The organism is Ilumatobacter sp., from assembly GCF_046290335.1.
Lineage (GTDB): Bacteria > Actinomycetota > Acidimicrobiia > Acidimicrobiales > Ilumatobacteraceae > Ilumatobacter_A.
Genome location: NZ_JBKAGH010000002.1, coordinates 53,323 through 74,830, shown reverse-complemented (window position 1 = coordinate 74,830; position 21,508 = coordinate 53,323). Strand labels below are relative to the sequence as shown.

At 66.0% G+C, this 21,508-nt stretch carries 19 protein-coding genes; 13 read left to right on the top strand and 6 right to left on the bottom strand.

The annotated features are described in order from the left end of the window. Positions 1-122: 122 nt before the first annotated feature. From ACE37B_RS08910 to ACE37B_RS08890, 5 genes are all read left to right on the top strand, one after another. A complete protein-coding gene (locus ACE37B_RS08910; protein ID WP_409922971.1) occupies positions 123-935 on the top strand; it encodes a succinate dehydrogenase cytochrome b subunit in 813 nt (270 codons plus the stop codon). Continuing rightward, positions 932-2,854: a fumarate reductase/succinate dehydrogenase flavoprotein subunit gene (locus ACE37B_RS08905; RefSeq protein WP_409922970.1), complete on the top strand. Its 1,923-nt coding sequence runs from the start codon at positions 932-934 to the stop codon at positions 2,852-2,854. The genes ACE37B_RS08910 and ACE37B_RS08905 overlap by 4 nt, the downstream gene beginning before the upstream one ends. A 124-nt stretch (positions 2,855-2,978) precedes the next feature. Beyond that, positions 2,979-3,755: a succinate dehydrogenase/fumarate reductase iron-sulfur subunit gene (locus ACE37B_RS08900; RefSeq protein ID WP_409922969.1), complete on the top strand. Its 777-nt coding sequence runs from the start codon at positions 2,979-2,981 to the stop codon at positions 3,753-3,755. A gap of 79 nt (positions 3,756-3,834) precedes the next feature. After that, positions 3,835-4,260: a hypothetical protein gene (locus tag ACE37B_RS08895; RefSeq protein ID WP_409922968.1), complete on the top strand. Its 426-nt coding sequence runs from the start codon at positions 3,835-3,837 to the stop codon at positions 4,258-4,260. A gap of 7 nt (positions 4,261-4,267) precedes the next feature. Then, the gene (locus ACE37B_RS08890; protein ID WP_409922967.1) at positions 4,268-5,191 is read left to right on the top strand and encodes a hypothetical protein; all 924 of its coding nucleotides are present in this window, start codon (positions 4,268-4,270) and stop codon (positions 5,189-5,191) included. Positions 5,192-5,212: 21 nt separating this feature from the next. On the opposite strand, the gene ACE37B_RS08885 is transcribed toward ACE37B_RS08890, so the two are convergent. Then, entirely contained in the window at positions 5,213-5,467 is a 255-nt protein-coding gene (locus tag ACE37B_RS08885; RefSeq protein ID WP_409923660.1) for a DUF5684 domain-containing protein, read from the bottom strand. 285 nt (positions 5,468-5,752) lie between these two features. After that, complete coding sequence (locus ACE37B_RS08880) at positions 5,753-7,882, bottom strand: glycoside hydrolase family 2 protein (RefSeq protein ID WP_409922966.1); 2,130 nt, start codon at positions 7,880-7,882, stop codon at positions 5,753-5,755. Positions 7,883-7,942: 60 nt separating this feature from the next. On the opposite strand from ACE37B_RS08880, the gene ACE37B_RS08875 reads away from it, so the two are divergent. Together ACE37B_RS08875 and ACE37B_RS08870 are read left to right on the top strand one after the other, a co-directional pair. Next, a complete protein-coding gene (locus ACE37B_RS08875; protein ID WP_409922965.1) occupies positions 7,943-9,385 on the top strand; it encodes a sigma 54-interacting transcriptional regulator in 1,443 nt (480 codons plus the stop codon). Further along, positions 9,385-10,500, top strand: coding sequence for a ResA-like WAxxUGC motif-containing protein (locus tag ACE37B_RS08870; protein ID WP_409922964.1), 1,116 nt, complete (start codon positions 9,385-9,387; stop codon positions 10,498-10,500). The genes ACE37B_RS08875 and ACE37B_RS08870 overlap by 1 nt, the downstream gene beginning before the upstream one ends. Positions 10,501-10,560: 60 nt before the next feature. Here the strand turns inward: ACE37B_RS08870 and ACE37B_RS08865 are convergent, their stop codons facing one another. From ACE37B_RS08865 to ACE37B_RS08855, 3 genes are all read right to left on the bottom strand, one after another. Further along, positions 10,561-11,592, bottom strand: coding sequence for a TIGR03617 family F420-dependent LLM class oxidoreductase (locus ACE37B_RS08865; RefSeq protein WP_409922963.1), 1,032 nt, complete (start codon positions 11,590-11,592; stop codon positions 10,561-10,563). Positions 11,593-11,673: 81 nt separating this feature from the next. Continuing rightward, positions 11,674-12,219, bottom strand: coding sequence for an adenylate/guanylate cyclase domain-containing protein (locus tag ACE37B_RS08860; RefSeq protein ID WP_409922962.1), 546 nt, complete (start codon positions 12,217-12,219; stop codon positions 11,674-11,676). Positions 12,220-12,310: 91 nt separating this feature from the next. Continuing rightward, entirely contained in the window at positions 12,311-14,362 is a 2,052-nt protein-coding gene (locus tag ACE37B_RS08855; protein WP_409922961.1) for a hypothetical protein, read from the bottom strand. A gap of 287 nt (positions 14,363-14,649) precedes the next feature. On the opposite strand from ACE37B_RS08855, the gene ACE37B_RS08850 reads away from it, so the two are divergent. The 3 genes from ACE37B_RS08850 (at position 14,650) to ACE37B_RS08840 (ending at position 16,364) form a co-directional block, all read left to right on the top strand. Then, positions 14,650-14,949: a WhiB family transcriptional regulator gene (locus ACE37B_RS08850; protein WP_409922960.1), complete on the top strand. Its 300-nt coding sequence runs from the start codon at positions 14,650-14,652 to the stop codon at positions 14,947-14,949. Between the two features lie 70 nt (positions 14,950-15,019). Next, positions 15,020-15,202 (top strand): twin-arginine translocase TatA/TatE family subunit, encoded by a 183-nt coding sequence (gene tatA / locus ACE37B_RS08845; protein WP_409922959.1) that lies wholly within the window; start codon positions 15,020-15,022, stop codon positions 15,200-15,202. Positions 15,203-15,359: 157 nt separating this feature from the next. Further along, positions 15,360-16,364 carry an amidohydrolase family protein gene (locus ACE37B_RS08840; protein ID WP_409922958.1) on the top strand — a complete coding sequence of 335 codons (1,005 nt, stop codon included), beginning with the start codon at positions 15,360-15,362 and terminating at the stop codon, positions 16,362-16,364. Here ACE37B_RS08840 and ACE37B_RS08835 read toward each other — a convergent pair. After that, positions 16,311-16,742: a WhiB family transcriptional regulator gene (locus ACE37B_RS08835; RefSeq protein WP_409922957.1), complete on the bottom strand. Its 432-nt coding sequence runs from the start codon at positions 16,740-16,742 to the stop codon at positions 16,311-16,313. The two genes, ACE37B_RS08840 and ACE37B_RS08835, sit on opposite strands and share 54 nt — an antisense overlap. A 404-nt stretch (positions 16,743-17,146) precedes the next feature. On the opposite strand from ACE37B_RS08835, the gene ACE37B_RS08830 reads away from it, so the two are divergent. The 3 genes from ACE37B_RS08830 (at position 17,147) to pstS (ending at position 21,480) form a co-directional block, all read left to right on the top strand. Next, on the top strand, positions 17,147-17,554 hold the full coding sequence (locus ACE37B_RS08830; RefSeq protein WP_409922956.1) for a hypothetical protein: 408 nt from the start codon (positions 17,147-17,149) through the stop codon (positions 17,552-17,554). Positions 17,555-17,566: 12 nt separating this feature from the next. Next, complete coding sequence (gene ppk1 / locus ACE37B_RS08825; RefSeq protein WP_409922955.1) at positions 17,567-19,864, top strand: polyphosphate kinase 1; 2,298 nt, start codon at positions 17,567-17,569, stop codon at positions 19,862-19,864. A 410-nt stretch (positions 19,865-20,274) separates the two neighbouring features. Next, positions 20,275-21,480 (top strand): phosphate ABC transporter substrate-binding protein PstS, encoded by a 1,206-nt coding sequence (gene pstS, locus ACE37B_RS08820; protein WP_409922954.1) that lies wholly within the window; start codon positions 20,275-20,277, stop codon positions 21,478-21,480. The last annotated feature ends 28 nt before the right edge of the window (positions 21,481-21,508 follow it).

Genomic DNA, 21,508 nt, shown 5'->3' with positions numbered 1-21,508 from the left:
ACTACCGGGCTCGACTGCGGGTGACCGAACCCACACGTATTGGAACGAGGACGATTCGGCTGCATCCGGTGGCGGGAGAGTAGGTTCTGAGTCCTATGGCACAGACGTTGAGCCGGGGTCCCGTGACGGGAACTGCCATCAAGGCACCGGGCAAGAAGAAACCGTTCATCATCGACCTCTATTCGACGGCAGTCGGCAAGAAGTACGTGATGGCGATCACCGGCCTGATCGGCATCGGCTTCATCGTCGGTCACATGATCGGCAACTTGAAGATGTACCTCGGCCCGGTGGTCGAAGACGGCCAGCGCGTCTACGACATCGACATCTACGGCGAGTTCCTGCGCGACCTCGCCGTTCCGCTGCTGCCGCGCACCTACCTGTTGTGGGGGCTGCGACTGGTGTTGATCGGCGCCGTGCTGCTCCACATCCACGCTGCCTACGGGCTCACCGTGCTCAACCGCAAGGCTCGGGCGGTCAAGTATCAGTCGGCGCGTGACTACCAAGTCGCCAATTTCGCCAGCCGCACGATGCGCTACACGGGCGTGATCGTGTTGCTGTTCATCATCTGGCACATCGCCGACCTCACGTGGGGGGCCACGGGAGCCGACTGGTCGCGCGGTGACGTGTACTACAACATCGATCAGTCGCTGAGTCGGATCCCGGTCGCGATCTTCTACATCGTCGCCAACGTGGCGCTCGGCATCCACCTCTTCCACGGTGTCTGGTCGTTGTTCCAGTCGATGGGTTGGAACAACCCGCGCTTCAACGCCTGGCGCCGCAATGTCGCCATCGGCACGGCGGCTCTCATCGTCGCCGGCAACGTCTCGTTCCCCGTCGCCGTCATGGCCGGTGTCATCGAATACGACCCGACCGTGGTCTCGGTGCACGACCTGCACAACGAATCAGCTACCGCCCTCGGAGAGGAATCGGAATGACCCTCAACCTCGACTCCAAGATTCCTGACGGCCCGATGGCCGACAAGTGGTCGAACTACATCGCCAACCAGAAGTTGGTCAACCCAGCCAACAAGCGCAAGTTCAAGATCATCGTGGTGGGCACCGGCCTCGCCGGCGCATCTGCAGCGGCGACGTTCGGTGAGCTCGGCTATCAGGTCGAAGCGTTCACGTTCCACGACTCGCCGCGGCGAGCGCACTCGATCGCTGCGCAGGGTGGCATCAACGCGGCGAAGAACTACCAGGGTGATGGTGACAGCGTCCACCGCCTCTTCTACGACACGGTCAAGGGCGGCGACTTCCGTGCCCGTGAGGCCAACGTGCATCGTCTCGCCGAAGTGTCGGTCAACATCATCGACCAGATGGTCGCGCAGGGCGTTCCTTTCGCTCGCGAGTACGGCGGTCTGCTCGACAACCGTTCCTTCGGCGGCGCACAGGTCAGCCGTACGTTCTACGCTCGTGGCCAGACCGGACAGCAGTTGTTGCTCGGTGCGTATCAGCAACTCGCTCGCCAGATCGGCCTCGGCAACGTCAAGTTGTGGAACCGCATGGAGATGGTCGATGTCGTCAACATCGACGGTCGGTGTGCCGGCATCGTCACGCGCGACTTGCTCAACGGCGAGGTGACCTCGCATGCAGCGCACGCCGTGGTGCTCGCCACCGGCGGCTACGGCAACGCGTTCTACCTGTCGACCAACGCCATGGCCTGCAACGTCACCGCGGCGTGGCGTGCTCACCGGCGCGGCGCCGGGTTCGCCAACCCGTGCTACACGCAGATCCACCCCACGTGCATCCCTCAGGCCGACGACTTCCAGTCGAAGCTCACGCTGATGTCGGAGTCGCTGCGCAACGACGGTCGCATCTGGGTGCCCAAGAACCCCGACGAGAGCCGTCCTGCAGCCGACGTCCCCGAAGCGGATCGTGACTACTACCTGGAGCGGATCTACCCGAGCTTCGGCAACCTGGCCCCGCGCGACGTGTCCTCGCGAGCCGCCAAGCGTGCGGTCGACGCCGGACAGGGTGTCGGCCCACTCAAGAACGGTGTGTACCTCGACTTCGCCGAAGCGATCGGCCGACTCGGCGAAGACACGATCCGTGAGCGTTACGGGAACCTGTTCGACATGTACGAGCGGATCACCGGTGAGAACCCCTACCAGATGCCGATGCGTATCTACCCGGCCAGCCACTACACGATGGGTGGTCTCTGGGTCGACTACGAGTTGCAGACCACGATCCCCGGCCTCTTCGCTGCCGGTGAGGCCAACTTCTCCGATCATGGCGCCAACCGCCTCGGTGCGTCGGCGCTGATGCAGGGTCTCTCCGACGGCTACTTCGTCTTGCCGTACACGATCGCGCCGTATCTGTCCGATCTGCTCAACAAGCCGATTCCCGACGAGAACCACGAAGCGTTCAAGGCTGCCGAAGTCGAGGCCGCCGATCGATTCAAGATGTACCTGTCGATCAACGGCACGAAGGGCCCCGATCACTTCCACCGCGAGCTCGGCAAGATCATCTGGGATTACTGCGGCATGGATCGCAACCAGGTGGGTCTCGAGAAGGCGTTGTCGGAGATTCCTGCGCTGCACGAGGAGTTCAAGAAGGATCTCAAGATCACCGGCGACGGCACCAGCATGAACCAGACGCTCGAGAAGGCGGCGCGAGTCGACGACTTCTTCGAGCTCGGCATGCTGATGTGTCAGGACGCGCTGACCCGCGAGGAGAGCTGCGGCGGCCACTTCCGCTCGGAGTATCAGACCGACGATGGCGAAGCGGTTCGCAACGACGACGAGTTCGCCCACGTGACCGCGTGGGAGTGGAGCGGCGATCCGACCAAGCCGATCGAGAACCGCGAGAAGCTCGAGTACGAGGTCGTCAAGTTCGCGACCCGTAGCTACAAGTGACGGTCGTCGACCGTTCGTCCCACCCGTCGTTCGTCGGCAGACTCGCCGACACATTCGCCGGCAGTTTCGAAAGCAGTTCGGCAAGCAGTTCGGCAAGTAGTTCGGCAAGCAGTAAGGAAGCTCGATGAGCAAGTCACTCACCAACATCACCCTCAAGATCTGGCGTCAGTCCGGCCCCGACGCGCAGGGACGTTTCGAGACGCACCAGATCCCGGAGATCTCCGACGAGGCGTCGTTCCTCGAGATGCTCGACATCTTGAACGAGCGTCTCATCGAGGAGGGCAAGGAGGCGATCGTCTTCGACCACGACTGTCGCGAAGGCATCTGCGGGACGTGCTCGCTGATGATCGATGGTCAGGCGCACGGCCCACAGCGGGCGTCGGCGACATGCCAGCTCCACATGCGCACGTTCAGCTCGGGTGACGAGATCGTCGTCGAGCCGTGGAGGGCCACGGCGTTCCCGATCATCAAGGACCTCATGGTCGACCGGGCTCCGTTCGACCGCATCGTCGAGGCGGGTGGCTTCATCACCGCACCGACCGGTGGCGCGCCCGACGCGAACCTCATCCCGATCCCGAAGCCCGTCGCCGACTCGGCCATGGACAACGCGGCGTGCATCGGCTGCGGCGCCTGCGTGGCGGCGTGCCCGAACGGCGCTGCCAGCTTGTTCACGGCGGCGAAGCTCACCCATCTCAACCTGTTGCCGCAGGGCCAGGCCGAGCGCTACAAGCGGGCCGAGGCCATGGTGGAGACCATGGAGGAGTACTTCGGTTCCTGCACGAACCACGGTGAGTGCAGCTCGGCGTGTCCGAAGGAGATTTCGATCGACTCGATCGCGATCATGAACGCGGATTACCGCAAGTCGAAGATCAAGAACCGCAAGTCGCTCTCACGCTCCTGAGCGGTAGTGCTTGCGACGCCGTGAGGCGACTCCGCCGGTCGCATAGCATGAGTGGGGTCGAGTCGGCCAGGAGGTGACCATGCAGCGGCGAGGACGGGTATTCCTCACCTCGTTGCTCGTGGCTGCGCTCGTGGCGCCCGTGGTGCTCGACCGAGACGGTCTTCCGTTATCGACCTATCCGATGTACTCGCGGGCGCGGGGCGAGTCGGTGTCGCTGGTGACGGCGAACGGGTTGACGGCCGAGACCGATCGGATCCGGCTGGGCCTGTCCGTGATCGGGGCGAGCGACGACCCGTTGGTGGTGGCGGGCGAACTCCGTGCGGCGGTGCGTGCCGGTCGGGCGGATGCCCGCTGTGCCGAGATCGCGGAGCGAGTCGATGCGGACCGCGAGATCGTGTCGGTCGAGGTGGTGACCGAGCGTCACGACGTGGTCGAACGCACGCTGGGTGGCGAGAGTCTGATCGAGCGCACCGTGCATGCGACGTGCGGGGTGGGTTCGCGGTGAGCGCGCCGTGAAGTTCGACGTCACGCTCCAGGCGGTCGATGCCGTCGCCCCGCCTGAACGCCTTGCGGTGTTTCGGATCCTGACCGGCGGTTTCGCGCTGATCTATCTGCTGATCCGTCTTCCCGTGTTCCTCGCCTTGGCCGATCGACGAGCCGACGATTTTGACGGTCTCGGGGTGTTCGCGTGGTCGTCGCAGCCGCTCCCCGATGCCGTGTTCTTCGGTGTCGTCGGGGCCACCCTCGTCTGCGGGGCAGGGTTCGTGACCGGCGTCGGGTTCCGCGCTACGGGGCCATTGTTCGCGCTCGGCATGTTGACGCTCGTCTCGTATCGGTCGTCATGGGGGCAACTCTTGCATTTCGAGATCTTGGTGGTGCTCCATCTCTGCATCGTCGCGGTGTCTCCGTCGGCCGATGCGTACACGATCGGGCCGCGAGGTCGTCGGTCGTCCTCGGGCGGTGATGCCGGGCCGACTGCGGCGAGCACCGACTACGGCTGGCCGCTGGCCATGTGCTCGTTGACTCTCGTGATCACTTACGTGATCGCCGGTATCGCGAAGTTGCGCTACGGCGGCCTCGACTGGGTGCTCGGCGACACGTTGCGCAACCACGTCGCGTACTCGGCGGCCCGCCTCGATGTGCTCGGCGCGTCGCCGTCGCCGCTGGCTCGGCCTGCGGTGCGCTTCGACGAGGTCTTCCCCATCGCTGCGGCAGCGACCGTCGCGATCGAGTTGCTCGCGCCGCTCGCCCTGTTCGGAGCGACCCTGCGCAACGTGTGGGTGGCGGCGACGTGGGCGATGCACCTCGGGATCTTCGCCCTGATGCTCGTCGGGTTCCCCTACCCGCTCTTCCTGGTCGCCTTCGCTCCGCTGTACGACCTCGAGCGGTTGCCGCCCGCGATCGCTCGCGGACGACAACTGCTCACCCGAGGTTGACGAAACCGATCGAGTCGGCCGTCAGCAGGTCGCCGGTGCGGCCGGGTTCGAGCCGCGATACTGCGCGTCGCCGAGTCCGAGGATCATCCAGAAGATCGGTGTCAGCAGTGCGTGGCCGACGCCGAAGCCGGGGCCCTTGCCGAACCGCTCGGCGATCGACCGACTCAGGACGATCAGGATCACGATGTCGACGATTGGGATCAGCACGAGCAGCATCCACCACCATGGCTTCTCGCCGATCTTGGTGAGCATGTAGAGGTTGTCGATGGGGACGATCGCCGCCCAGCCGGGCTGGCCGGCCTTCGCGAAGGCCTTTCACATCCCTGCGATGGCGACCGCGATGAATGCGATGTACAGAATGACGACGATCGCCATGATGAGTTTCTCCCGGTAGTGGTGAGCGAAGGTGCCCGAGCGGGTTCGGGCGGTCCGGTGGCGCTACCGCTCCGGTCGTGCTGGTCGTGGGGTCGATCCGGTTGCGCATCCGGAACCCCTTCGACGAGCTTCGGGAACGCTCTCGAATGGACCCGCCCCATCGTTGCTGCGTGGGGAGGACGATCGCTACTGCGTGGGGAGGACGACGGCGGTGGAGTAGCGATTGGTGGCGAGTTCGTCGTCGCCGTCGGTCGCCCGCAGCTCGATGGCGAGTTCGCCGAGCGTGTCGGGCACGGTGAGCGTCACCGTGGCGACCTTGACGACATCGTCCGGTTGCACCGGTCCACCGAAGCGGCGGAGCTCGGAGCCGCCGGCCCACGCGATCGTCGCGTCGACGATCGCGTGATCGATCGGTGTGCGGCGGTCGTTGACGAGGTGCACGTCGACATCGAGACGATCACCGGGGTTGACCCAGTCGGGCAGGGGATCGGCGACCACGATGACCGGGGCGCACGCGGCTCGGACGACGGCGTAGGCGTCTTTCGGAGAGCGCAGGTGGTCGAGCACGCTCGACGAGATCGCCGGCGCCGGGTCGGCCAGCGACGAGAAGCAGAATCCGCCAGTCGGCCGGTACTTCAGACGGCGAAGCGCTTCGATCTGCACTTTCAACACGTGCGACTGATAGAGCTGGGTCGTTTCGCGCCACTCGTCGAACGACGGGAACGTGTCGGGTGGGAGCAACTCGTCGAACACGTCATGCTGGTAGCCGACGTCGTCGACCAGGCGTTGCCAGTCGAGGTCGGGCCAGCGTCGGGTGACGTCGAGGTCGTCGACGAAGGGCGTGTGGTCGGGTACGGACTCCGAACCGAACTCGCTGACGAAGCGGACCGAGCGCGGCAGCAGCTTGGCTCGGCGAGCCAGGTCTTCTGCGTCGCCGTGGCGCCACCCGTAGGAGAGGTGACGGTCGGTGCCATCGAGCTGGGGAAAGTGTGGTGCCACACCGGAGTGGGCGATCGTCGTGCGCGTCGTGTCGGCGCGTTCGAACGCTCGCTTCACCCAGCGGTCGAGTACCGACTTGTTCCAGGACGGCAGCTGCTGCGCGGCGACGTCACGAAGTCGGCGCCGCCAACCGGGGTGCATCTCGGTCGAGGTGCTGGTGGGTTCGCTGTGCGCGCTCCAGAGCGCGATCGACGGGTGATGACCGAGAGTGTCGACCGTGGCGGTCGCTTGGCTCACGGCGCGCCCGCGCGTCGAGCGAGCGTGGGTCCGCACGAGCGGGAAGTCCTGCAGGATCACGATGCCGAGTTCGTCGGCGCGGTCGTAGAGGCAGCGCCGCCCGATGTGGCCGTGCACTCGAATGCAGTTCAGTCCGAGGTCGAGGACGTGCTGGAGGTCCCGTTCGATCAGTTCGTCGGTCGTGTCACCGAGGCCGGCGGTGATCGGCATCAGGTTGGTTCCCCGGAGAAACAACGGCTCGCCGTTGACCGAACAGACCCAATCATTCCAGACGATCTGTCGGAGCCCGGTCCGTCGGAACCGTTGGTCGCTGAGCTCACCGTCGGCGACGATCTCGACCGTCAGGGTCGTGAGCGCCTGCTCGCCGAGCTCGAACGGCCACCACAGGTCGGGGTCGCGGATGTCGATCGTCCATTCGAGTTCGTTCTCGCCGCTGGCGACGGCCGCCGGGTGTTCGTCGACCAGCTCGCCGTCGCGCAACGTACGCACGACGATTTCGCGAGGGTCGGCACTGTCGAGAATCGCGGTGAAGCGGACGTGCGCTCGCCGCACGTCAGCGTCGCGGCACAGCGCTCGCAGACGCTCGATGCGCACCGGACCGGTGTCGTACATTCGCACCGATCGCCACAGCCCGCCGGGGTTCCAGCCGCTGGGAAGGCCGCGCCAACTCTGCAGGATTCCGGTGATGTTCGTGCGGCCGTTGGTCGACTGCGGTGCACACGCGACCTCGACGGCGAGGACGTGTTCGTCGCCGATCCGTGCGAGTTGCGTAACGTCGAAGCTGTGCGGGAAGAAGTAGCCCTCCGGATCGCCGAGGTACGCGCCGTCGAGCCACGCGTCGGCCTGGTAGAAGACGCCGTCGAACGTGATCCATCGCCGACGTCCGGCCGGAGGAGGATCGCACGCGAAGCGATGTCGGTACATCAGCGGCCCGTTGCTGGCGGCGAACGCCGGTGTGTGCTGCCAATGACCCGGCACGTCGACCCGGAGCCACGACGAATCGTCGGCGTCGAGGCCGATGCCGAAGCGACGGACATCGTCGTCGGCCTCGGTGGCGACCCATCGGCCGGCGAGCTCCATGCGAGCGAGGCTATCGACCTCCGATGTGAGGCTTCCGCAGAGGTGCACTAGGTTCGACTCATGGCAGACCTGCACACGACCAACGCCGGCGACCGCCCGACGACGCTCGGAGCGCTTCGCGCCTCCGGATGGGTGTCTCGCCCGATCAAGCAGGAGGTCCGTGAACACGCGATCGAGAAGGTCGCGGCGGGCGAGCCGTTGTTCGATGGCGTGTCCGGCTACGAAGACACCGTGATGCCCCAGCTCGAGAACGCGCTGCTCGCCGGCCACGACGTGATCTTCCTGGGCGAGCGCGGCCAGGCCAAGACCCGCATGATCCGCTCGCTCACCGGGCTGCTCGACGAGTGGACGCCGATCGTCGCCGGCAGCGAAATCCTGGACGACCCGTACAACCCGATTTCCAGGCATGCACGCGACCTGGTCGACGAGCTCGGCGACGACACACCGATCTCGTGGGTGCATCGCGACAGTCGTTACGGCGAGAAGCTGGCGACACCCGACACGTCGATCGCCGACCTCATCGGGGAAGTCGACCCGATCAAGGTGGCCGAGGGGCGCTACCTCTCCGACGAACTGACGCTGCACTACGGCCTCGTGCCGCGAACCAACCGCGGCATCTTCGCGATCAACGAACTCCCCGACCTCGCCGAGCGCATCCAGGTGGGTCTGCTCAACGTGCTCGAAGAGCGTGACATCCAGATCCGCGGCTACAAGATCCGCCTGCCGCTCGACGTCATGCTCCTGGCCTCGGCGAACCCGGAGGACTACACGAATCGCGGGCGGCTGATCACCCCGCTGAAAGACCGGTTCGGTTCGCAGATTCGCACGCACTACCCGTTGGAGGTGTCGACCGAAGTCGCGATCATGCAGCAGGAGGCGGCATCGCTCGACGTCGAGACTCCAGGCGGCCCGATCACGGTGTCGGTGCCCGACTACCTCGCCGACGTCGTCGCCACGTTCAGCCATCTCGCGCGTGCCAGCCACCAGGTGAATCAGCGCAGCGGCGTCAGTGTGCGCCTCAGCGTCAGCAATTACGAGGCGCTGTCGGCCAATGCGCTGCGACGAGGACTGCGCGCCGGCGAGAAGTCGGTCGTCGCTCGCGTCGACGACCTCGACGCGCTGCCCGCGAGTTCGCAGGGCAAGATCGAGATCGAGTCGTTGGAAGAGGGCCGCGAGGGGCTCATCCTCGAGACCCTCATCAAGGGGGCGATCCTCACGGTCTTCAAAGACACCGTCGACCCAGCGCTCACGCGTGCGGTCGTCGACGTGTTCGAAGAGGGCGTCGTGGCACACACCGGCGAAGACGTGACGAGCGAGGAACTCGCTGCGCTGATCGGCGAGGTCGACGCCTTGCGTGAGCCGGTGCTCGCGCTCACCGGCGGCGACGAGTCCGTCGGTGCCGTCGCCGCGGCCGTGGAGTTCGTGCTCGAAGGCCTGCACCTGAGCAAACGTCTGAACAAGGATTCGTCGGGTTCGTCGGCGACCTACCGAGGGCGTGTCTGATGCTGCTCGAATCGCTCGACATCAGCGCGGACGCGTTCGCCGCCGGCACCGGCTGGGAGATCAAGCCTCAGGGCGCGTGCAAGGGCGAGGTCTGCGTGCCGCTCGGTGGCTCGTTCGAGTTGCTTGCGGTGGCCGACCGACTCGGCATGGCGCTCGTGCACGACGACGCCACGGGGCTGTGGGCGCTGGGCCCGGAGTCACTCGGCGATCGGGCGCTCGCCACGGCGCAAGCGCCCGAACTGGTGCTCGACGACATCGACGGCAACGAGTTCCGACTCTCATCGCTGCGCGGCCGCAAGGTCGTGATCGTGTCGTGGGCGCCCTATTGAGGCTGTTCGTTCGACCTGCCCGGGTGGCAGGCACTGCGCTCCGAACTCCATCCCGCCGGCCTCGAGATCGTCACGGTCTCGCTCGAACTGAGCGGCCCTGACGCCTCCCGCGAGCTGATCGCCGCCGCGTCGCCGGAGCATCCGTCGCTGCTCGATCCGACCCACCGGATGGATGCGCTGTTCGGCGTCGTCAACATTCCCAACGTCGTCTGGATCGACGAGGCTGGCACCATCGTTCGGCCTCCCGAGCCGGGCTGGCCCGACGGCCGCATGGAACTCCCCGCCGACATGATGGCGGCGATCCCGGCGCTCGGCTCCGCCCCCAACGCTCCGGCGCCACCGACCGATGGGCCGGGTCAGTGGGACGTGCTCGGTTCTGGCCAGGCTCGGGCGGGTTACGCGGATGCGATCCGCGACTGGGTCGCCAAGGGCGCCGACAGCGAGTTCGTCATGGCCCCGGCGCAGGTGATCGCAGCGTCGCAGCCGCGGTCACCGTCGATGTCGCAGGGGGCTGCACATTTCGAGTTGGCCAATCATCTGTGGCGCGCGGGTGAGCGGGACGCAGCGATCGCTCAGTTCAACGAGTGCCATCGCCTGCAGCCCGACAACTGGACCTACAAACGCCAGGCGTGGTCGCTGCTCGGCCGCGAACGCGTTGGCGGTACCTACGGGCAGTTCGTCCAGGCGCCGTTGGCGGGCGAAGAGGCCGAGTGGCCGTTCGCGTCCGACTTCACGTCCGACGTGCTCGCGACCGACCTCGGCGGCTACTACCCGAAGACCCTCTGAGCGACAGTGTGGGTCAGACCCACTCTGTCGCCACGCTGACGCTGCTGGTCGGTGAGATGCTCATGCGTTGCGAACCGCGCTCGCGACTTCGCCCCATCTGCCGGCCGCTGTGGGATCGCGGCGGATCGACTCCTCCGCGAGGTACATCACCAGTCGGGCAGCCGTGCCCTGGTATCGCTCGATGAGTCGGTCGGCGAGATCGTCCCACGGGCAGATGATCGCGAAGTGCTCGAGCATTTCATCGGTGATCGTGGCCGACATCGCCTCCAGGTCGCCGGCGCGGATCAGTCCGCTGAGTCGGGGAGTGACCCCCTCGAAGCCGAGGTCGTCGAACTGATAGGCGTAGTTCGGCGTGGAGCCGTAGAACGCGATCTGGCTCCGCACGCGCCGTACGAGCGGGGCGCGAGCCTCCGGGGTGTCACCCGGAGCAGCGAACACGGGGATGATCAGGTCGATCTCTGACGGATCGCGGACCGCTGCGGCTGCGCCGTCGGCGACGCTCGGCAACAGCCGCGTGGTCAGGTAGTGCATCGAGTGCAGCGGGTGAACGTGAATGCCGTCGGCGACCTCGCCAGCGACCCGGCACATCACCGGGCCGACGGCGCTGATGTCGACCGCTACGTCGCCGAAGTCGTGCTTCGGGGGCGCCCAGGCTTCCGGGAGCAGGTTCATCCGGTAGTAGGGGCCGTCGTGGTCGAGGCGCTCGTCGCGGCGGAATGCTCGCAGGCTCGCCTTCACCGCACCCACGTAGTCGCGCATCCGCGCGGCCGGCGGCGCGAACTCGGCGGAGTAGCGACGCTCGACGTGGGCCTTGACCTGGCTGCCGAGCCCGAGCCGGAATCGTCCGCCGGTGTTGCGGGCGAGTTCCCACGCAACGGCCGCTGACACCATCGGGCTGCGAGCGAATGCCACCGCGATTCCCGTGCTGAAGTGAAGTGTCGGAGCGGCTGTCGCCGCCGCGGCGATCTTCATCCACGGAGCCTCGGAGGTCTCGGTGAACACCATGCCCGAAAAACCGTGGGTCTCGACGAGGCGCGCGAACTCGGCCGTCTCGGCCCACGAGCCTCCGCCCGTCATCAGATCGAAGTCCATCCTCCGACGTTATGCGACCGCTCTCCCTCACCACCGACAGTGACGTCAACGTGGTGTCTGACACCAGGTTGATGCGGTGCGTCAGATGAAGGGGGTGCGGGTCCAGAGTTCGCCGGCGTCGGCATCGACGGGGAGCGGGACGCCGCGGAGTTCGACCACGCTGAGGGGGCCGGGGAAGCCGCGGAGTTCGACCTCGCCAAAGGGCTCGGCGGTGACGCCTTCGGGCAGCCGCTCGATCTGCATCGAAGGCATGAGCACCTCGATGCCCTTGGCGTGATCGCACAGGCGCGCGGCCATGTTGACCGCCGAGCCGATGTAGTCGTCGCCTTCGAACAGCAGCGCATGGCCGGTGGCGAGGCCAGCACGGACCGTCAACGGATTGCAGACGTCGGCAGCACGCTGTTCGAGGTCGAGGACGAACTCGATCGCGTCACGCTGGTTGACCGCGACGCACATGCAGCCGTCACCGAGCCATTTGGCGATACGAACACCACGTTCCGACGCTGCCGATCGAACGATCGAGCGGAACGCGCTCAGCACACGGCCTGCCGCATCGTCACCGAAGGCAGCGGTGTAGTTCGTGAACCCGGAGAGATCGACGAAGACAAAGGTGCGCGGGACTCGCATGGTCACACCAATCTACTCGGCAGTAACTTGGCAAGACTTGACCGTGCGGTCACAGGAAGATGAATTCTGTTCTGGCGAGTCAGCCAGCGCGTCAGCCGGCGCGTCGCCCGGCCCGTGCCATCGCCCGCTTGCCGTCGAGGAAGTCGACGAGCACGTAGTCGCCGAGATTTTCCGGCGTCGTGAAGAAGGCGCGACCCTGATTGATCTGGGTCATCCGTTCGATGAACGCTCGCAGCGACCCGTCGGCGCCGAGGCCGAATGTGTTGATCCGGATCTGTTCTTTGGTCGCGCGTACGACCTCGCGCAGCGTGGCCTCGACCGTTTCGCGCACTGGCGGGTAGTTGAAGAACGGATACCCGTCGGGCGTGATGTGGGCGGTCGGCTCGCCGTCGGTGATCATGATGATCTGCTTGTTGCCCGACTCGCGCGCCAGGAGTTGTCGGGCGAGCGTGAAGCCGTGGTGCATGTTGGTGCCGTAGACGAAGTCCCATGACACCTCGGGGAGCTGCTCCGCGGTGAGGATGCGGGCCGTCTCGGAGAACCCCACGATGCCGAGATAGTCGCGCGGGAACTGCGTCGAGATCAGGTGGTGTAAGGCCATCGCGACCTTCTTGGCGGGCAAGAAGTTGTCGCGCATCGGCATCGACAGCGACAGGTCGAGCATCAACACGGTGGCTGAGCGTGTGAGGTGTTCGGTCCGCTCGATCTCGAAGTCGTCGGGCGACAACTGCACGGGAGTGCCGCCTCGGCCTTGGCCGGCGTTGCGGCGCACCGCGTTGCGGATGGTGCGGTTCAGGTCGAGCTGGAACGAGTCGCCGTACTCGTACGCCTTCGTGTCGTAGGTCCGTTCGTGGCCGATGCCGTGCTGGTTCATCTCGTGTTGCCCGGCCATGTCCTTGGACATCTTCGAGAACAGTTCTTTCAGCGCGTTGGAGCCGATCTTGCGGAGCCCCTTCGGCGTCAGTTCGAGCTTGCCTTCCTTGTTGGCGATCAGCCCGGCTTGTTCGAGTTGCTTGGTGAGTTCGGCGAGCCGTTCGAGTGATCGTGCGGCGTCGTCGCCGAGCAGGTTGCGGACCTTGTCCATGTCGGCCTCGGCGAGGGCGCTGGGACTCGATGCGTTGCGGAGGAGGTTCTCGAGTTGGTCGAGGTCGCCGAGCTCTTGCATCTGCTGCATTGCCTGCGCGAACCCCATCGGGTCCTGGCCTTCGAAGTCGTAGCTGCGGTTCCACTGCATCTGCGGGAACATCTGCTGCAGGTTTCCGGACAGCTGCTGCATCTGCCACTGCAGGTCCATGTCGTCCATCAACTGATCGCTGAGCTGCTGGATTTGCGCCCGCTGCTCGGGCGTCATCGAGTTCATCATTGCCTGCATCGCGGCCATGCGCTGCGCCATCTGCTCGAGGAGTTCCTCGACGTTCTGCGGGTTTTCGGGGAAGAAATCGCCGAACTCGTTCATGAAGTCGGCGAAGTCGGCGGTGGTGTCGTCGCCCCGCTGGTGCTTCTCGAGCAGCTCGTTGAGTGACGCCATCATGTCCTTCATGCGCGCCATGTCCTCGGGCGTCATGTTCTCCATCGCGCCCGACATCTGATCGACCATCTGCTGCATGAGTTGCTCCTTGAGCTTCTCCATGAGCTGTTCGAAGCGCTGCTTCGCCTCCGCCGACTCGAAGTGGTACGAGTCGAGTTCTCGCACCTTGCCCGCGAGGTCGTCGGGCATGAGATCGAGGCGCATGTTGCGCTCCATCGCCGCCGACTCGGCATTGTCGGCGCGACGTTGGTCGCCCGAGTTCTGAGCGTCACGCAACGCGTTGTCGATCGCATGGCGTTCTTCGTCGATGATGTCGTCGAGTTGCTGCTTGATCTCGTCGTACACGCCACCGAGGTCGTGGTTGGCCAGGCGTTCCTCACGCTCTCGGCGGAGCTGTTCGAGCAGTTCTCGTAGCCCCTGGAGCTGGTTGCCGTCGGGGTCCTGCATTCCGTCTTGCATCATGCGGCGCAAGGCGGCGTTGACGTCACCGTGGTACAGCAGTTCGTCGGTCAGTTCGTCGAAGGCCGCGTCGGCGTCGAACTCGAAGCCGGTCTGGGTGCCGTCCCACCGTGAGTAGCGGAAGCGTTGCGTGCGTCGCTGCATCGGTGACCCCATGGGCCGACGTTACCGCAGGCCCCGAGGGCGGTCGCATCGGACGATGGGACGGTCCTCCATGCTTCGCGCTCTTGGAGAGAGGAATCGCGCGCTTCGCGCGATTCTTGGGCTCTCGCACTTGCGAAACCGTACGGGTCTCTGGCAGAATGACACACCTGTAGTTACAACGTTGTCGAGGCCAGGTCAAGCACCACCTGTGGACGATGGGGATCCACCCCGACCGCCGAGGCGACACATTCATTTTCGCGCGTATCAATCGGACCGCTCATCCCGGCAGGAGGTCCACCATGCAGTTCATCACCACCTCGAGTATCACGATCAGTGCGACTCCCGTCGAGCCCGACCCCGACTGGCACGACCGAGCGAACTGCCTCGGCGTCGACCCCGATCTGTTCTTCCCCGAGCGCGGCGCGTCCACTCGCGAAGCCAAAGAAGTGTGTCGGGGCTGCGAGGTCCGTCACGACTGTCTCGAGTTCGCGTTGCAGAACGGCGAGAAGTTCGGCATCTGGGGCGGACTGTCCGAGCGCGAGCGCCGTCGCATCCGCCGCCAGCGCGCGCAGGTCGCACGCAGCAGCGTGGGTGCCTGAGCCCGTCGACCTCGCACGGGACCTCATCGGTCGACGCGGCGGCGAGACGGCGGTGGGGTAGCCTGACGACATGATCGGATTTCTCGGAGGAAACGAAGCCATCATCGTGGTCGTGGTGATCCTGCTGTTGTTCGGCAGTTCTCAGGTCCCGAAGCTGGCGAAGAACCTCGGCAAGGCGCAAAAGGAGTTCAAGGACGGGCTCGACGAGGCTCGAGCCGGCTCCGACGACGAGAAGTCGTCCGCCGAGTCCTGAGCGTCGTCGACGGCGAGTCGTTCGCTGTCTCGCGGTAACTCCAACCGCAACCGCAACCGCAACTCATGGTCACGCACCCCGTCGCGACGTCGGCGGGGTGTTGTCGCGTCTTGGCGCCGACACGAGCGTCCCACGCCCGCCTCACTAGCGTGCGGACATGGAACCCGGCACCCAGGAGTGGCTCGATCAGGTCGTCGAACCGATCGTCGACCCCGATCGCGAGATCATCGACCCACACCACCATCTCTGGCCGCCGGGCACCGGTCTTCGCTACGGCAACGACGAACTCGCCGGTGACACGACGGCGGGCCACCGTGTCGTTGCAACGGTCTTCGTGGAATGTCGCGCGGCCTATCGACGCGAGGGTCCCGAGCATCTTCGGCCGGTCGGCGAAACAGAGTTCGTCGCAGCGAGTGCCGACGCACTTGCGAGCGGCCATCCTGATGCGCCGCCGATCGCCGGCATCGTGGCGCATGCCGACCTCGCCGACGCAGCGCACCTCGACGAGGTGCTCGACGCTCATGAGGAGGCCGCCGGCGGCCGCTTCCGCGGGATCCGCGATGCGCTGGCACGTTCGATCGAACCGGAAGCGCACCGTATTCCGGCGTCGTATGCGGCGGGCAAGTTCGAAGATGCGGCGTTCCGAGCTGGCGTCGCCCGGTTGGGGGAGCGGGGACTCACCTACGACTCGTGGCACTTCCACTATCAGAACCGAGAGTTCCTCGCGCTCGCGCAGGCGGTTCCCGGCACGACGATGATCCTCGATCACTTCGGCACGCCGGTCGGGGTCGGACGGTTCGCCGGATGCCATGACGATTACTTCGAGCAGTGGAAGCTCGACATCGCCGACATCGCGGCGTGCGGCAACACCGTGGCCAAGCTCGGCGGCTTGATCATGCCCGACAACGGATTCGGGTTCGATACGGCGCCCGTGCCGCCGACGTCGGATCAGTTTCTCGAGGTCCAGCGCCGATGGTACGAGCACACGATCGAGTGTTTCGGGCCTGAGCGATGCATGTTCGAGAGCAACTTCCCCGTCGACCGGCTCGCGATCTCCTACGGCGTGTTGTGGAACGCGTTCAAGCGGCTTGCGTCGCAGTACAGCGAGTCAGAGCGAGAACTGCTCTTCGCCGGCACCGCTCGTCGCGTGTACCGACTCTGACGACTCCTGCTCGGAGATACCGAAGTCGTCGCGCCGACGCTTGAGGATGCGGCGCCGCTCGCGTTCGCTGCAGCCGCCCCACACGCCATGATCGATGCGCTCCTCGAGGGCGTATTCGAGGCACTGGGCTTTGACGGGGCAGTCACGGCAGATCTTCCGGGCCTTGTCGACGCCGACGCCGTCACTCGGGAAGAACGTGGCTGGTGGGTGCAAGCGGCAGTTGCCGTCGGCCATCCACGCCGACGGGCTGTCGGGGTCGGGCGGGGCCGTGTCGAGTTCGGCGGGCCGACCGTTGAGTTCGGCGAGTGCGGCATCGCTGAGGCCGCGGGCCGAGGGGGAGTCGGGGGTGCTCGGTGTGCGCTTGGTTCGTTTGATCATGGCGGATCCTTCGTGACGGAGGGTGCTCGACGTGGCGGGCACGTCGTGAGCTGTACCCCATTTTGACGTTTTGGAACGTCGGACGGTTCCCGATTTCGCGTTCGTTTCGTGGTCGTTCGTCTCGTGTCTGGACGGGCGGTTGTGCCGGGTGTGATCGTTCTTCGTGCTGGCGGGACGTTCGGACGTCGATTGGTGACCTCGTCGTTCGAGTGACGCTGAACTGTAACACATCCGTAATCTGAACACCACCCCTGTGATTTCCGTCTCGCCGCCGTCGGGCCGACGACGGTCGGTGGCTCCGGCGGGCTCTGACCCGCGCTCGCGTGGGGCGTTCGGCTGGCGTCCGGCGACGGATCCCGAGACGGCCTCCGGCGTTGCCCTCGGGAGTCGCTAGGGTTGTGACAATGTCTGATGCAGCCGAATCCACGGCCCCGAGGGCGCACGCCCGAATCGTGTACCTGGGCCCGGTGTCCCCGCACTGGGAGGTCTACGGAGACTGGGGTGACCGCCAGACGCTCGACGAATTCCGCGCTCGAGTGCTCGCTCGCCTCGTGTTGCTGCCGCGCGAAGATCCGCAGTTCCGCCGCAACCGCGAACGAATCGTGCGCGACGCCGAGCGCGAGATGATCTCGATCGAATGGGATCTCGGACTTCCCGTCGCCGCCGCGCCGAGCGCTGTCTCTGCGACAGCGGCCGAGACGGTCGAAGCGACAGCTGACGCAGCGTCAGTGGAGGCTCCGGATGAGGCCGTCGCCGCAACGGTTGCGACCGACGCGAGTCACGGCGAACCAGCCGAGAACTCGTCGGACTGAACGGGCGCTGCGGTGGCTGACGACGATGCCCCGTCGGCGTTGCCGCTGGCGCCACCCGCCGCCGACGCCGCCTCGATCGGTCACGGGTTCGCGCCAAACGCTGCGAGCGAGCTGTCCGGCCGCGAACCTCGCGACGACGCCGAGTCGAGCATCGACGTCGACAGTCCAGCGGTGCTTCCGCTCCCGCGACCGGAGGGGCTCCCGAACGATGGTGTCGACTCGTGGTTCCTCAACCGCGAGCTGAGCTGGCTCCAGTTCAACGACCGGGTGTTGGAACTCGCGCTCGAGCCGGGCATTCCGCTCCTCGAGCGAGCCAAGTTCATCGCGATCGCATCAACCAATCTCGACGAGTTCTTCCAGGTCCGAGTCGCTGCGCTGCACGACGCGATCGTCGCCGGCGTCGATCGCCCCACCCCCGACGGGCGAACGCCCAACCATCAACTCGCTGACGTCCGCAGCGCCATCCCCGAGTTCATCGACCGTCTCGACCACGCCTTCCTCGACGTGCTCGTTCCCGAACTCGCAGCAACCGGTGTCGAGATCGTCGGCTACGAGGATCTGAGCGACGACGAGATCGTCGCGCTCGACACGTGGTTCGAGGAGCGGGTGTTCCCGGTGCTCACGCCGCTCGCTGTCGACCCCGGACATCCGTTTCCCTACATCTCCGATCTGGCACTGTCGATCGCGGCGAGCGTCGCCGACCCCGAGACCGGCGACCGGCGATTCGCCCGTCTCAAGGTGCCCAACGTCTTCCCCCGTCTCGTCGAGGTCGCCGTCGGCAAGTTCTTGCCGGTCGAGCAACTGATCGCCGCGAAACTCGATCGGCTGTTCATCGGCATGATCGTCGAGGAATGGGCCCCGTTCCGCGTCAGCCGTAACGCCGACTTGACGCTGGAGGAAGAAGAAGCCGAAGACCTCCTCGAAGCGGTCGAGATGGAGCTGCGACGACGCCGGTTCAACAAGGCGGTTCGCCTCGAGGTCGCCCACGACATCGGCGCCGAGATCCTCGAGTTGCTCGTGCGCGAACTCGAACTCACCCACGACGACGTCACGTACCACCGATCGCCGCTCGACCTCAGTTGTCTGTGGGGGCTGATGAGCCTCGATCGCCCCGATCTCAAAGACGAGCCGTGGCCTCCGATCACGGCGGGGCGCATCGCGAACGCCGATGACTCCGATCGCCCGATCTTCGACGTCATCCGGCACCGCTCGATCCTGGTCCATCATCCGTACGAGAGCTTCGCGAGCAGCGTCGAGGCGTTCATCGCTCAGGCAGCGGCCGATCCGAAGGTGCAGTCGATCAAGATGACGCTGTATCGCGCCGGCGGCGACAGCGCAGTGATCCGCAGTCTGATCCGGGCGGCGGAGAGCGGCAAGCAGGTGGCGGTGCTCGTGGAGTTGAAAGCGCGCTTCGACGAAGCGACCAACGTGCAGTGGGCCAAGCAACTCGAACGCGCCGGCGTCCACGTCGTGTACGGCATGGTCGGCTTGAAGACGCACTCGAAGGTGGTGCTGGTCGTCCGCGACGACGGTGACTCGCTGCGCCGTTACTGTCACATCGGCACCGGCAACTACAACGCGAAGACCGCCAAGATCTACGAAGACATCGGCGTGCTCACGTGCGACGAAGACATCGGTGCCGACGTGCTCCAACTCTTCAATCACCTCACGGGTTACAGCCGATCGATCAACTATCGAACCCTGCTCGTGGCGCCGCGAGACCTGCGCCGCCAGCTCGTCGATCTGATCGAACACGAGGCCTCGTTCGGGTCCGACGGGCACCTCACGATCAAGTGCAACTCGATCGCGGATCCGGAGATGGTCGAGGTGTTGTACGCGGCGAGTCGCGCCGGAGTGACCATCGACCTGCTGGTGCGAGGGCTGTGCTGCCTGCGAGCTGGCGTGCCGGGCATGTCCGACAACATTCGGGTACGCAGCGTGTTGGGCCGCTATCTCGAGCACAGCCGGATCTTCCGCTTCGCCCACGGCAACGTCATCGAGCCGCAGCGGCGTGAGCGCATCGACGGTGCAGTGCAGGACGCGCTCTATCTGATCGGATCGGCCGACCTCATGCCACGCAACCTCAACCGCCGCGTCGAAGTGCTCGTTCCGATCGAGCACCCTCGACACACGGCCTGGCTCGATCAGGCGCTGGAGTTCGCGCTCGCCGACGACGTGGTTGCATGGGAACTCCAGCCTGACGACGAGTGGGTTCGGCGTGGCCCGCGGGATCGCTTCGAGCCACACCCGCAAGACCGGATGTACGCCTGGACCGTCGAGCGTCAGTCGATCGGTCGCCGTCCCGAGTAGACAGCGGTCGTCGCGACCCACCTCGGGCGGCGAGCCATCGGACGCCGGTTCGCGCCAGCCGCAGCACCACGAGGGTCTCGCAGCGGTGGTGTGGCGGTCGTGTGGCCGCCCGGCGCGCTCTCTCGCAACGGTGCCGCGGTGGTGTCGCGCTGGTGGATCGTTTCGCTCGCCGCCCGATCGCGCCGGATTCAGTCGGTTCGCGCCGGTTCGAGACCGTGCACGACGGCGATCCGCGCGCTGTTCGCTCACCCGCCCGCTGTCGTTCACCTGGCGTTCACCTGCACACGCTTGCGGTTCACCTCGGGTACGTAGCTTGCCGCACGGCACGGAGCGACGACTCGTCGCTGCGTCCCGCTCGTCGGCCCGATTCGGGTCGGCGGGATCAACATCCTGCAAGACACTGAACCAACATGGAGTTCGACAGCGTGAACAGCAAACGTCGCATTTTCGCCGGCATCCTCGCCCTTTCCCTCACTGCCGCAGCCTGCGGCAGTGACGACGAGCCAGCCGCCGAGCCCGCCGAGACCGAGGCCCCCGCCGAGCCGGCGGAAGAGCCCGCCGAGCCGGCGGAAGAGCCCGCCGAGCCGGCGGAAGAGCCCGCTGAGGCTCCGGCCGAATTGTCGGGAACGCTCGTCGGTGCCGGCGCGTCGTCGCAGGCCGCGGCGATGCAGGGCTGGCAGGTCGGCTTCCAGGAGCTGAACCCCGACGTGACCGTCGAGTACGACCCCATCGGATCCGGTGGCGGACGCGAGCGCTTCCTCGAAGGGGCGACGACGTTCGCTGGCTCCGACGCAGCGCTCAAGGACGACGAGTTCGCAGCGTCGATCGAGCGGTGCGCAGGCGACCAGGGTGCGATCAACCTTCCGCACTACATCTCGCCGATCGCGCTCCCGTACAACCTCCCGTCGATCGAGGGCACGACCCTCAACCTGACGGCTGAGCTCATCGCCGGCATCTTCGCCAACCAGATCACCAACTGGAACGATCCGGCCATCGCCGAGGCGAACCCCGGTGTCGAGTTCCCCGACCTGGCGATCAACCCGGTGCACCGCTCCGACGATTCGGGCACGACCGAGAACTTCACCGACTACATGAGCCAGACGGCTCCCGACGTGTGGACCTTCGGTGCGATCGAGCCGTGGGACATCGACGGCCCGGGTGGCGGCGAAGGCGGCCAGGGCACCTCGGGTGTCGTGGCTGCGGTTGCTGCGGGTGAAGGTTCGATCGGCTACGCCGACGCCAGCCAGATCGGCGACCTTCCGGCCGCTGCTGTCGGCGTCGCCGGCGAGTTCGTCGAGTTCTCGCCCGAGGCCGCCGGCCGCATCGTCGACTCCTCGGAGCGCCTCGACGGCCGCAACGAGTTCGACTTCGGCATCGAGGTCAACCGCAACCCCGAGACGGCCGACACCTACCCAATCGCGCTCGTGTCGTACCACATCGTCTGCCTCGAGTACTCGAGCCAGGAAGAGGTCGACCTCGTCAAGGCGTTCATGACCTACGTCGGATCCGAGGAAGGTCAGGCCGCTTCGGCTGCATCGGCCGGCTCGGCTCCGATCTCGCCCGAGGTCCGCGCCGACATCCTGGCGTCGATCGACGCGATCTCGGTCGCCAGCTGACCGAACCGTCATGACACGGTGACGGCCG